Below are 11,472 nucleotides of genomic sequence, written 5' to 3' on the forward strand. Positions count from 1 at the left end.
GCCCAGGACATCCCGCACAAGTTCCTCGAAGGCATCCTGAACGACATGCGCCGGGGCGGGCTCGTGATCAGCCGGCGCGGCGGCAACGGCGGCTATCGGCTCGCGAGGCCCGCGGGGGACATCAGCGTCGCCGACGTCATCCGGGCCGTCGACGGGCCGCTGGTCTCGGTGCGGGGTGTCCGGCCGCCCGAGCTGTCCTACACGGGCCCCGCCGAGTCCCTGCTGCCGCTGTGGATCGCGCTGCGGTCCAATGTGCGGGAGATCCTGGAGGGCGTGACGCTCGCCGACGTCGCGTCCGCGCAACTCCCGGCGGACGTCCTGGCGTTGACGGACGCGCCGAGCGCCTGGGTGAACCCCTGACGGCCGGCTACGCCGCCTCGTAGTGGTGGGCGCGCCCGCCGCGCCACCTCACCCAAGCCGGGTCGTCGAGCAGCCCGTCGGCGTCCTCCAGACCCGCACGGCGCAGGAACTCGATCACGTCCGCGTCGGAGTGCGCAAGGCCGAGGATGTGCCCGCGCGCCGTCACCCGCCGGCCGCCGGAGCCGGACGGCGGGTGCACGGTTATCGGTGCTGGTGCCATGTTCCCAGGGTGCGGCGGACGGGCGGGGCGCGCACGTCGTCCGCCCGTGGCCGGGGTCGGGCGCCGGCCTCTCAGATCAGGCGGAAGAGGTCCGCGGCCCCATGGACCTCCGTGAAGTCCTCGACCGCGCGGAGGTTGTCGCAGAGGGCGTCAAGGACCGAGCCGGCCTCCGCGGCGGGCGGGGTGCCGATGGCTATGCCGAAGACGCGGAAGTCCAGGAGGTGCTTCGCGTCGTTCCACTCCCGCGTCCACTCCTCGGTGACGTCGCACTCGTCGTCGGTGAGCATCACGATGTCGCCCCGCGCGCGGGAGGTGTCGTCGTACTCCTCCGCCAGGAGTTCCCTGGCCGCGGTCAGGGGCGTCTGGTAGCTGGTGCCGCCGCCGAGGAAGGTCTCCGCGAAGTCGAGTACCCGGGTGATGCCGTACGGCTCGTCGGCCGGGAAGCGGAACACCTGGATCTTGTCGGCGGCCGAGAACAGGATGCCGACGAAGTCCCGCCCGGCGTGCCGCGCCTGGTCGAGGAGGGCCAGCGCGCACGCCTTGGCCCACGCCTCCCTGGTGACTCCGCCCGGCCCCTCCTCGTACATGGAGTGCGAGGTGTCCACGCAGGCGATGACGGCGCCCTGTCCCGTGGTCCGCTCGCCCTGGCTGTCATAGAGCATCAGCTCCCCCGCGGCGTAGCGCGCGGCGAAGACCGCGCGCAGTCCGGGCACGCCGAGGTTGGCCAGTTCGGAGGGGATGACGCGGGACAGGTCGTCACCGAGGGTGACGCCGACGAGTTCGCCCACGGTGTTCTCCACCTTGCGGGCGCGTTCGCCGTCGGCCATCTGCCGGAAGCGTCCGATCAGCTCCGCCCACCGCGCGAGCCGCCCGGTGCGCAGCCGTTCGGCGAGTCGGGCCCGCTCGTCGTACGGCAGCCGTTCGAGCTCGCCGGGGCCGACGCCCCACGCCCGCATCAGCGCGGCCTCCTCCCGTACGGTCTCGGCGGCTCTCGCCACGGCGTGCCGGGCCGAGGCCCGCAGTGCGGGTGCCGCATCGGAGAGGGCCTGTGCGGCGTCCTGGGCCGCCTGCCGCGCGGCGGCCCGTGCCGTCTCGGCGGCCTCGGTCGCCCGCTGTACGGCGGCTGCGGCGGGCGCGGGCACCGTGCCGTCCCCGGCGGCCTCCTCGGCGGCCCGCTCCAGCGCCTCACCCACGGCGGCCACCGCGCCGTCGGCGTCCTGCTGGGCCGCCTCCGCCCGCTTGGCCGGCGTGCGGGCGCCCCGGCAGTGCGCCAGCATCCGGCGCAGCTCCCCGGCCTGGGCGAGGACGGCCATGGCGGCGGCGTAGGGGTCCCCGGCCGTCTCCCTGTGCAGCGCCGCGAAGTCCGCCGACTCCGTGAGCGCGGTGAGGATGTGGTGGTTGACCAGGCACGACGGTGCCATCTCGACGGGTGCGCGCAGCCGGGGCGCGGCGCGGTAGGCCGCCAGGAACACATCGCTCAGGAGGTCGTCGGTGTGCTCGTGGCTCCGGCTCAGCTCCGCGTCCAGGTCCCGCAGCCCCGCCGACCGCGCGTAGGTGTCGCGCCACGCGATCCGGTCGAACGGGTCCGCGAGCACGGCCGCGGTGTGCCGCCCCGACGCCGCGGCGGACGGGCCGAGCCACGCCCCGCCCCGGTTCGCCGGCTCGTCCGGTCTGCTGGGCGTCATGTCCATGGCCCTCCCCCGGCCCGCTACGGCTGGGCCGGCACCATGCCGGCGTCGAGGCCGAGGGCCTCGCTGAGGACGCGGGCCCTGACGGCACGCTGACGTCCGGTGACACGGTCGATGGCGGCGGTGGAGCGGCCCGCCGCCACCGCCTCCTCCCGCAGCTTCTCCAGTCTGATCCCCGCCCTGGCCAGTTTGTTGTGGGCGTTCTTGATGACCCAGTCGCTGAGGGCCTCGCGGGACTGCCCGGCCATGGCGTCGAGCTGCGTCTCCAGCTCCTCGATGGTGTCGGCGAGGTCGAGGGCCTCCCTGGCGTCGGGGTTGACCAGTTGCAGGACTTCGCGCTCGACGGTCGGGCGTTCGGCGGGCGAGTCCCACAGCACGTGCGTCAGGACCGACAGGTCGGTCTCGGCGACCGCCGGACGGCCGTCGAGGTGGGCGGAGGCCTGGAGCAGGCCCACCGCCTGCCGCCAGCGGCGGTCGGACGCGATGAGTTCCTTTCGGCGCAGGGCGGCCCGCAGGGTGCAGACCGCGTCCACGATCGCGTCGGGCACGTCCACGGCGGGCACGGCGTCGGTCACCGCGAGCCGCAGCGCGTCCAGCGTGATGGTGGTGCGTGCCGGCGCGGCCCGGCGGCCGACGGCGGAGCGGACGAGTGCGGCGAAGTTGGCGGGGTCGGCGAGGTATCCGACCTCGACGCGTACGAGGAGCCGGTCGTAGATGGCGGCTGATTCGGCACCGCCGGGCAGTTCGTTGCTCGCGGTGATGGCCCCGATCAGGGGGCAGTGGATGGGCGCGCCGCCGTTCTCGGGGTGGTAGATGCGCTCGTTGAGGTAGCCGAGGGTCTCGTTCAGCGCGGCCGTAGAGCACTTGAAGATCTCGTCGATGAACGCGATGTGCGCGGTCGTGGCGCGGCCCTCGTAGACCTGGCGGTACTCGCCGCGGGCCAGCGCGGCGACGTCGATGGGCCCGAACATCCTGGTCGGCGCGGTGAACTTGGAGAGCAGGATCTCCCAGTAGGCCGCGCCTTCGATCCTCCCGGTGAGTTCCCTGGCCAGCTCGGACTTCGCCGTCCCCGGCGGGCCGAGCACCAGTGAGTGCTGCCCGGCGAGCAAGGTCACCACCAGGGTGCGCACCACGTCGTCCCGCTCGTAGAACCGCTCCGCCAGCTCGCCGCAGATGGCCCGCAGCCTCTCGGCGGTGTCCCGTGCTTCCTCCGCACTCATGCGCAACTCCCCCTACCCGTAGCCCCAGGGAGGTTACCCAGTCGGCCTCCGCCCCGACCGCCGGTGGTGTCGTCACACCCGTTCCCGCCATGCCCGCCCGACCGGCCCGCCCGACCCACACAGTCGGTACACCCGGCCGGTACGCTCGGCCCTCGCAGAAGCCACACGCAGCGCCGAGGGGACCATCGATGCACGGCGAGAACACCGGGCGCCCGCAGACCGCGACCACGCGGGACGCCGTCGCGGCGCGCGTCCTGCGGGACTGGGGCTTCGAGCTGCCCGACGCGCTCTTCCGGTTCCGGACGTTCCTGGAGTCCCTCGGGCCCGTCGAGAGCCGGGCGCTCGGTGAGATGGACGTGAGTCCGGCCGGTGTCATGGATCTGTTCGCCGATCCCGCCCGGGTGCCGCGCGCGGGCATCGACGTACGCGTGCACGGCCGCTACTACCGCGATCCGCCCGAGTTCCTCACCTTCCTGCACGGCGGCTCCGACGGCCTCCACCACGGTCTGTGGTTCGACGACGGCCGCACCAGCCGCGGGGTCGCCTCCTACCGCACCCACGACGGGGGCGGCATCGACATGAGCGCGGCCACCCCGCTGGAGGCGGTGCGTGCCATCCTCGAACGCCACTGGCGCGACCTCGACGACGACGAGCAGAGCGACGAGGTGGCGGCGCGGCGGGCCCGCCTCGGCCTGCTCAGGGAGCGGCTGACCGCCCACGGGACGGGCGAACGCCCGGAGACGGGCCTCGCCTACTCCCGGGCGTACGACGGCGGGGTCCACCACCGCGACCGCGTCACGACGCTGGACGGAGCTGGTGCCCTCGTAACCGGCGGGACGGCGTTGGGGCGCCCGCCCCAACACGCCGTGGACGAGTACGGATTCGCGACGCACATGTACGCCGTGTTCGAGGACCCCGCTCAGTTCGCAGCGGCGCTGGCGGAGGCCCGGTGCCGCCTCGCGGCCGGGGAGCCGGCGGAGGCCCTGGTCCTCGGCCGCGACCTGCACTGGGCGTCGGGCGGCGACCCCGCACGCGAGGCGGCCGCCGCCGACCTCCTCCCGCCGGCCTACCGCGCCCTCGGCCGCCCCGCCCTCGCGGCCATCGCCGAGTCCCACCGGCGCCACCGGGGCCTGTCGCACGTAGACGTGCTTGAGGACGAGGTGGCTTAGAGGGCCGGGTCATGGCTCGTAGGGCCGCCGCTGTGTCAGCTCGGCGTTCGCTCGCGGCGCGGGGCCCCTCTCACCTGGCGACCCGCTCCAGTAAGGTGTGGCTAACGTCAGTTATCAGCCACTCCGAGGACGTCCTGTGCCCGACGCCGTGATACCCGCAACCGCCCCCGCGTCCGGCGGCCGGGCCCCCTCCGCGGGCTCCGTCCCCGCGCCCCGCGCCGCGGGCTGGCGGGAGCTCGGCTCGGACGAGGAGCTGACCGAACTGCTCGGTGAACCGCACCCGATCGTCATCGACAAGGTGCACGATGAACTCACCGAGGACGACCTGGGCATACTCGCCCGCTCCCCCTTCTGCGTCCTGTCCACGTCGGACGCGGAGGGCAACTGCGACTCCTCCCCGCGGGGCGACACCATGGGCTTCGTCCACGTCCTGGACACCCGCACGGTGGCGCTCCCCGACCGCCCCGGCAACCGGCGCGGTGACAGCCTCCGCAACATCCTCGCCAACCCCCGTGTGGGACTGCTGCACCTCGTGCCCGGCGGCGCCGACGTGCTGCGCGTCAACGGCCGGGCACGGATTCTCACCGACGCCCCGTTCTTCGACGCGATGAGCGTCGGGGGCCGGCGCCCGACGCTCGCCGTCGTGGTGGAGATCGACGAGATATTCCGCCACTGCCCGGCGTCACTGCGGCGGGCCGGCCTGTGGCAGCCGGAGACGTGGCCGCAGGACGTACCGCGCGGCTGAGGACGGCCCTGCGGATGCGCGGACGGCCGTCAGGCGGGAGCCTGGGAGCATGAGTGATCCACTCGTACCCCCCGAAGAGACCCCGCCGGCCGAAGGCTCCATCGCCGAGGCCCACGAGGAACGCGCGGACGGCTCCTTCTGGGAGCACCCGGGCGTCTGGGTGTGGGTGATCGTCGCGGGCGCCGCGATCGTCGCCGCCTACTTCATCGCCCGCCTCGTGGCGCTGTGACCCGGTGGCACCCCGCACGCGATCCGACGAGAACGGAGCGAGGCCCCATGCCCGAGAAGGACGACCTCAGCAAGGGTGACAAGGTCACCTGGAACAGCCACGGCCAGAAGGTGCCCGGCACGGTGAAGAAGAAGATCACCGACCGCACCGAGGCGGCGGGCCGCACGGTGGACGCGTCGAAGGACGAGCCGCAGTACGAGGTGGAGAGCGACAAGTCCGGCCGCTCCGCCGTGCACAAGCCCGGCGCCCTGCGCAAGAAGGGCGGCAGCCGTTGACCGCCGCCGGGCAGGGCGCCGACCGGGACGAGACGGTCGCCGGCTTCGAGGAGGCGGTGAACATGACCGCGGGCCGCCTGGAGAAGTGGCTGGAGACCGACGAGTCGAAGAGCGTCGGGCAGAGCGACGGTGGCGAGAGCGTCGGCCACGCCTCCGGTCGGCGCATCGTCCGGCTTCTGCACACCAACAAGGCCGACCTCACCGACGACGATCTCGCCCATATGCGCAAGGTGGTCGGCTACGTCCACCGCCATCTGAAGCAGCGCCCCGACGGCGACATCACCGACACCCGCTGGCGCTACTCCCTCATGAACTGGGGCCACGACCCCACGAAGCGGTGAGGCGGGCCGAGCGGGCCGTCAGTAGCCTCGCTTGAGGTCGGCGAGCAGGGCGTCGAGTGCGCGCTCCAGCGGCTCACGGTGGGGCTCGAACCACGTGGTGCGGATGCGTTCGTTGATGCCGCCCGGGGTCTCGTGGCCCGCCGCGATCCGGGGCAGTGACTTCGACGCGTCGGTCAGCGCGTGCGCGGCGTTCTCGAAGAGGCCGCGCACGTACCGGTCCGCGGCCTCGCCGTCGATGCCCTGCCGGGCGCCCCAGTCGGCGAGCGTGGCGAGGTAGGCGTAGTACGAGGTGAAGGTCGACGTCAGCGCGGAGAACACGTCGAAGGCCCCCTCCGCGGGTGCCACGAGCGCCCCTCCGAGGCGGTCGAACAGGGCCTCGGCGACCGGGTGGGCGGGGTAGGTGACGGTGATCGACGACCTGCGGCTCACGGCGGGCAGCGGGATGACGCGGACGACCGGTCCGTCGTGGCCGAGGAGCTCGCCGACCTCGGCGACGCTCGTCCCCGCGATGGCGCTGATGACGACCGTGCCGGGCCGCACCGTGAGCGGGGCGAGGGCCTCCGCGCGCTGCTGCGGCCGCACGGCCAGGATGAGGACGTCGGCGGCGTCGGCCACGGCCTGGTTGTCCGCGCACACGCGTACGTTCCCGTGGCGTTCCGCCAGTTCGGCGGCCGTCCCCGCGCCCCTGGGAGACAGCACGATCGACGGCGGTACGTCCGTGCCGTCGCACAGGCCGCTCACGATGGCGTGCGCGATCTCCCCCACCCCGATGATCCCGAGTGTCCGCTCCGCTTCCATTCGCCCTCCTTGATCGCTGGTGGGTTCGGACCCTACCCGCGGGACGGCGGCCGGAGCCGTCTTTCGGCCTCGGGAAGGGCCCGCCACGGCAAGGGGAGGGAGGCACCCCGGTGCCTCCGCCGTGGCGGGCCCCGAAAGGGGGGTGGTCAGGCCGTGTGCAGGGTCAGGCCGTAGCGGTTGAGGATCTCGTTGACCGGCTGGTGCCAGGTCTCGCCGCCGCCGGAGCAGTTGCCCCAGCCGCCCGAGGTGACACCCTGTGCCTGGTCACCGCTGATGAAGGAGCCGCCGGAGTCGCCGGGTTCGGCGCAGACGCTGGTCTTGGTCATCTCGTGGACCGCGCCCTGGCTGTAGTTGACGGTCTCGTTCCTGGCGAGGACCCTGCCGCAGTGCCAGTGCGTCGTGGAGCCCGAGCGGCAGACGGAGGCGCCGATGGGCGCGTCGGCGGAGCCGCGCACCAACTGGTCGGAGACCGTGCCCCAGCCGAGCACGACGGGCACCGTCCACCAGCCGTTGCCCACGCTGACCCAGGAGTAGTCGTTGCCGGGGAAGGACGAACCCCGGAAGTTGCCGATGGTCGAGTTGTCCCAGCCGCGGACCTGCGCGCCGGTCTGGCCGCAGTGCCCCGCGGAGACGAACCCGCCGTGGACGGAGAAGCCTATGGAGCAGCGGACGTTGCCGGTGTAGTACGGGTCGCCGCCGACCGTGCCCGCGGCGAAGGTGCGCGGCGCCTCGCCGACTTCCCTGACGGTGACGGGTCCGGCCTTCCCGGCCCGCTCGACGAATGTGCGGACATCGTTGTCAGCCTTGCGGGACGCGACGACGTTCACGACGACGCTGCTCGCGCGCGGGTCGACGTGCCAACTGCTCACGCCTCGGGGCGCCTTGAGCGCGTCGATCTTCTTCTTCACGCCGTCGAGCTGCCGCGCGGAGTGCGCGACCACCTTGACGTCGGCGCCCGCCGTCCGTACCTCGTCGGCCTTCGCCCTGTCCGTCACGGCGACGGTCAGCCTGTTCGTGGAGGCGTCGAACCAGGAGCCGCCGTAGGCGGACCCGGCGGCCTCGCGCGCCTCGCCCTCGACGGAGGTCGCCTTCTTCTCGGCCGCGAGCCGCCGCACGGCCTCGCTCTTCGTCAGGCCGAGGTCCTTCCGCATCGCCGTCAGGAGGGCCTCCGACGCCGGTGCGGCGGCCTCGGCGGACGAGGAGTCGGCCGCGGAGGCCGAGGGGAGGCCGAGCGTGGCGGCGGCGCCCAGGAACAGGGCACAGACTCCCGCGCCGAGGGCGGTCCTGCGGCGCCCGGCGGAAGCCGCGGTGGACCGGGGGTGGTGGGGGTGGTGGGGGTGGTGGGGGTGCGTCAGGTGTCTCAAGGCGGATGGCCCTTCTGTCGTTCCGGCTCGGTGGGGGTGGAACAGGAGACGAGCGCCGAGAGCGCCGCAGAGAGCGCTCTCAGAGGGTTCGGGTCGGAGCGTAACGAGCCGATGTGGCCAGGTCCATGCCAAGAGTGGGGGCAGTGCGATGTGGCCGGAAACCGTGCGTCGCCCGTCCGCCCGCCCCGCCCCCTGTCCCCTGCCCGCCTCCTCCCGCCCCCTAGGGGTGCAGCACGCTCCACGTCACGGCGTCCACCACGCCGGTGGAGGGCTTGGAGAACTGCAGTTGCAGATGTTCGACGGAGGCTCTGGTCACCTCTTCGAAGATGCCGCTCTGTGGGACGTTCTGGTAGCGGTAGACCTCGTTGAGGATGCACTGGAGGTGGCGCACGGCCTCCCCCGAGCTGCCCATCTGCAGGGTGGGGTGCGAGCCCAGGTACATGCACAGCCGCCACTCGGCGCCCGTCGCCGCCGCGGGGCCCGCCGTGGCGGAGCCCGCGGCGCCCACCGTCAGGACGGCGGTGGCGAGCACCGTCGCGGCCGCCGTACGGATCGTGCGTCCGGTCTTCATCGCAGCTCCTTCTCGCTTCACTGACAGGTGACAGGTGACAGGTGGCAGGTGGCGAACCACAGGCAGGTGACAGGTGACAGACGGCGGGTGACAGGTGTCAGGTGCCAGGGGTGGGACGTCCGGGCCGGTCAGTACCAGGGGCAGCGCGGCAGGCCGACGGGCGGGTGCGACATGCCGGCGGGGAGCTGGACCATCTCGGCCGGGACGTTCCCCCAGCCCTTGATGTAGGGCAGGTCACCCACCCGGTCGCCCTGGGTGTAGTACCAGACGTCGTTGCCCTTGGTGTCCTTCGGCCCGATGCTGTAACAGGTGAACCAGGAGGGTGACAGCAGCAGCCACCCCGTGATCGGCGCACTGAACGTGGGTCTGCCGTACAGGTCCGCCGGGAGGTTGTCGCAGTGGAGCGCCCTGGTGAACGTGTTGCCGATCGTATCCCGCAGGACGACACCGTCCTGCAGCACGCAGGTGGACCGCGCGTCGGCGCGCGCGGGAGCGGTCGCGAGGGCCGGGCCCAGCAGCGCGCCGACGGAGACGGCGACAGCGGCGGCACGGGCGGCGAGGAGCGGGCGGAGCGGTCTGCGTCTCACGGCGTACTCCTGACGGTTCGGCACGTGCCGTACGGAAAGGGGGCGGGAGCGGAGGCACGGTCGCCGGTCATGACCAGGAGCACTTGGCCAGCCCGGGGAAGGGGTGCTGAGGCGCCTCGACCATGTCGGCGGGCAGGTAGCCCCACGCCTTGACCTTGGGGGACGTCACGACCTGATCGCCCTGGGTGTAGTACCAGATGTTGCTGCCCAGGTAGTCGGAGCCCTCCTTCCAGCACACGAACCAGTGCGGGCTGAACCGCATGATGCCGATGACCGGGCTGGTGGAGCGCGACTGGATGCGGACGGAGCCGGGGGTGAGTTCGCACCACAGGTCCCCGGTGAAACCCATTCCGGTCCAGTCCACGTGCGGCTCGTCCGGCCGCAGCCAGCACTCGGTCTCGGTGGAGGCGGCGGACGCCGCGGACGCCGGCACCGTGAGCGCCGCGCACAGCAGTGCGGAGGCTGCCAGCGGTCCCGCCATGCCACGCAGCCGCCGCCCGGTTCTTCCGCTCATCGTGAGTACACCCCTCGTCTGGTCGACAGGATTCGGCCGTTCCCAGCGGTACGGGGCCGATGGTGGCCGTCAAGACTGACGTGTCCCTGACGAACTGGCCCTCGGTGCACGATAGTTGAAGAGTCAGAAGCGCGTCAGCACCCTGTGTGACGCTCCGCGCCGAGGACTCAGGCACATCGGGGCACACCGGGCGACTCCCGAGGGGGAATCATGCGAAGACCTGGTCATGGACAGCGCTGGCGTCGTCCTGGAGGACGCCCGCGGCGCGGACGCGGCCACGCCGCCCTCCTCGCCGTCACGGCCCTGCTGCTGGCCCTGACGGACCTGGGCTCAACCGCCGGTACCGCGCGGGCGGCCTCGTCGGACATCAACATCGTCGCCAAGCACACCGGCATGTGCCTGGAAGCCGGTTCCGCGACGGAGGGCGAGGTGATCACCCAACGTCGGTGCGCCGGGCGCAAGAACGCCCTGTGGACGCTGCGGACCTCCCCCCTCGGCGGCGCTTCGTACCAGCTCGTCAACGCCTACAGCGGCAAGTGCATGACCGTCGAGAATTCGAGCGCCACGACCGGTGCCCTCGTGCGGCAGCAGGCCTGCGGCAGTCAGCCGGGCGCCAGTTTCTCCTTCGGCGAGACCGAGGGCGGGGTCTGGATACAGCCCAGGTCCGCGCCCGCGCTCTGCCTCGAAGTCACCGGCTCCTCCGCCGCCGACGGCGCCCAGCTGCGTCAGTGGAGCTGCGACCGGCAGCCCGGGTCCGTCTTCTCGCAGGAGCGGTACGCCGGCCCCGCCCTGGGCTGGGCGAAGATCCGGCCCGCGGGCGCGCCCGGTCTCTGCGTCACCGAGGGCCGCGACCGCAAGGGCCTCTACCAGAGCGCCGTCGCCGTCCAGCGGGACTGCGCCCAGGCCACGCCGCCGCGCACCTACCTCGAAGAGGTCGGCGCGGGCCGCTACCGCATCCAGTGGCACCACCCCGAATTCGGCGTCGGCTGCCTGACCGTCATGGACGGAGGCCCGGTGCCCGGCATGCTCGAACCGTGGGACGCCTGCGCCGCGGCCACCGTCTTCCTCGTCGAAGCGGTCGAGACCCCGGTCCCCGGCGGCTTCCGCATCCGCGAGGAGGCCACGGGCCAGTGCGTCGGCATGGCGGGCGGGGGCACGGCGGCCGGCGTGGAGGTGACGCGCCAGGCGTGTACGTCGGCGGTCTCGCAGGAGTTCTTCGTGGACCCGGAGTGAGTGCCGGCCGGGAGGAAACGTCCCCCCGGAGTGACCCTCGGAGTGAGCACCCCTCGGAGTGAGCGTCCCGCAAGGTGAGCGTCGGCCGCGAGTGAGTGGGCGCTTCACCCGGGAGCGAGCGGTCGCGGGCCGGGGGCCGGGCGCTCAGCACCGCCCGG

The 11,472-nt window shown here is 72.9% G+C and carries 15 protein-coding genes; 7 read left to right on the forward strand and 8 right to left on the reverse strand.

Going from position 1 to position 11,472, the window contains the following annotated elements; translation table 11 throughout:
• Positions 1-360 (forward strand): Rrf2 family transcriptional regulator (locus AB0I16_RS35325; RefSeq protein WP_363253780.1); only part of this gene is annotated, 360 nt, incomplete at its 5' end.
• A gap of 7 nt (positions 361-367) precedes the next feature.
• On the opposite strand, the gene AB0I16_RS35330 is transcribed toward AB0I16_RS35325, so the two are convergent.
• The 3 genes from AB0I16_RS35330 to AB0I16_RS35340 form a co-directional block, all read right to left on the reverse strand.
• Positions 368-580: a hypothetical protein gene (locus AB0I16_RS35330; RefSeq protein WP_363253781.1), complete on the reverse strand. Its 213-nt coding sequence runs from the start codon at positions 578-580 to the stop codon at positions 368-370.
• A gap of 71 nt (positions 581-651) precedes the next feature.
• Complete coding sequence (locus AB0I16_RS35335) at positions 652-2,271, reverse strand: VWA domain-containing protein (protein ID WP_363253782.1); 1,620 nt, start codon at positions 2,269-2,271, stop codon at positions 652-654.
• Positions 2,272-2,288: 17 nt separating this feature from the next.
• A complete protein-coding gene (locus AB0I16_RS35340) occupies positions 2,289-3,488 on the reverse strand; it encodes an AAA family ATPase (RefSeq protein ID WP_363253783.1) in 1,200 nt (399 codons plus the stop codon).
• A gap of 188 nt (positions 3,489-3,676) precedes the next feature.
• On the opposite strand from AB0I16_RS35340, the gene AB0I16_RS35345 reads away from it, so the two are divergent.
• From AB0I16_RS35345 to AB0I16_RS35365, 5 genes are all read left to right on the forward strand, one after another.
• A complete protein-coding gene (locus tag AB0I16_RS35345) occupies positions 3,677-4,657 on the forward strand; it encodes an ADP-ribosylation family protein (RefSeq protein WP_363253784.1) in 981 nt (326 codons plus the stop codon).
• A 136-nt stretch (positions 4,658-4,793) separates the two neighbouring features.
• A complete protein-coding gene (locus AB0I16_RS35350) occupies positions 4,794-5,402 on the forward strand; it encodes an MSMEG_1061 family FMN-dependent PPOX-type flavoprotein (RefSeq protein ID WP_363253785.1) in 609 nt (202 codons plus the stop codon).
• A gap of 49 nt (positions 5,403-5,451) precedes the next feature.
• Positions 5,452-5,631 carry a DUF6480 family protein gene (locus AB0I16_RS35355; RefSeq protein ID WP_363253786.1) on the forward strand — a complete coding sequence of 60 codons (180 nt, stop codon included), beginning with the start codon at positions 5,452-5,454 and terminating at the stop codon, positions 5,629-5,631.
• Between the two features lie 47 nt (positions 5,632-5,678).
• The gene (locus AB0I16_RS35360; protein WP_363253787.1) at positions 5,679-5,906 is read left to right on the forward strand and encodes a DUF2945 domain-containing protein; all 228 of its coding nucleotides are present in this window, start codon (positions 5,679-5,681) and stop codon (positions 5,904-5,906) included.
• Complete coding sequence (locus AB0I16_RS35365; RefSeq protein ID WP_363253788.1) at positions 5,903-6,247, forward strand: DUF3140 domain-containing protein; 345 nt, start codon at positions 5,903-5,905, stop codon at positions 6,245-6,247. The genes AB0I16_RS35360 and AB0I16_RS35365 overlap by 4 nt, the downstream gene beginning before the upstream one ends.
• A gap of 18 nt (positions 6,248-6,265) precedes the next feature.
• Here AB0I16_RS35365 and AB0I16_RS35370 read toward each other — a convergent pair whose 3' ends face one another.
• The 5 genes from AB0I16_RS35370 to AB0I16_RS35390 all read right to left on the reverse strand — a co-directional run bounded on the left by AB0I16_RS35370 (position 6,266) and on the right by AB0I16_RS35390 (position 10,081).
• Entirely contained in the window at positions 6,266-7,045 is a 780-nt protein-coding gene (locus tag AB0I16_RS35370; RefSeq protein WP_363253789.1) for an NAD(P)-binding domain-containing protein, read from the reverse strand.
• Between the two features lie 146 nt (positions 7,046-7,191).
• Positions 7,192-8,301, reverse strand: a complete 1,110-nt coding sequence (locus tag AB0I16_RS35375; protein WP_363253794.1) for a S1 family peptidase — start codon at positions 8,299-8,301, stop codon at positions 7,192-7,194.
• A gap of 328 nt (positions 8,302-8,629) precedes the next feature.
• Positions 8,630-8,980 carry a peptidoglycan-binding domain-containing protein gene (locus tag AB0I16_RS35380; RefSeq protein ID WP_363253790.1) on the reverse strand — a complete coding sequence of 117 codons (351 nt, stop codon included), beginning with the start codon at positions 8,978-8,980 and terminating at the stop codon, positions 8,630-8,632.
• 128 nt (positions 8,981-9,108) lie between these two features.
• The gene (locus tag AB0I16_RS35385) at positions 9,109-9,567 is read right to left on the reverse strand and encodes a hypothetical protein (protein WP_363253791.1); all 459 of its coding nucleotides are present in this window, start codon (positions 9,565-9,567) and stop codon (positions 9,109-9,111) included.
• 67 nt (positions 9,568-9,634) lie between these two features.
• A complete protein-coding gene (locus AB0I16_RS35390) occupies positions 9,635-10,081 on the reverse strand; it encodes a hypothetical protein (protein WP_363253792.1) in 447 nt (148 codons plus the stop codon).
• 210 nt (positions 10,082-10,291) lie between these two features.
• Here AB0I16_RS35390 and AB0I16_RS35395 point away from each other — a divergent pair, with 210 nt between their 5' ends.
• Positions 10,292-11,314: an RICIN domain-containing protein gene (locus tag AB0I16_RS35395; protein WP_363253793.1), complete on the forward strand. Its 1,023-nt coding sequence runs from the start codon at positions 10,292-10,294 to the stop codon at positions 11,312-11,314.
• Positions 11,315-11,472 lie beyond the last annotated feature (158 nt).

This window comes from Streptomyces sp. NPDC050703 (genome assembly GCF_040654435.1).
In the GTDB taxonomy this organism is placed as follows: Bacteria; Actinomycetota; Actinomycetes; order Streptomycetales; family Streptomycetaceae; genus Streptomyces.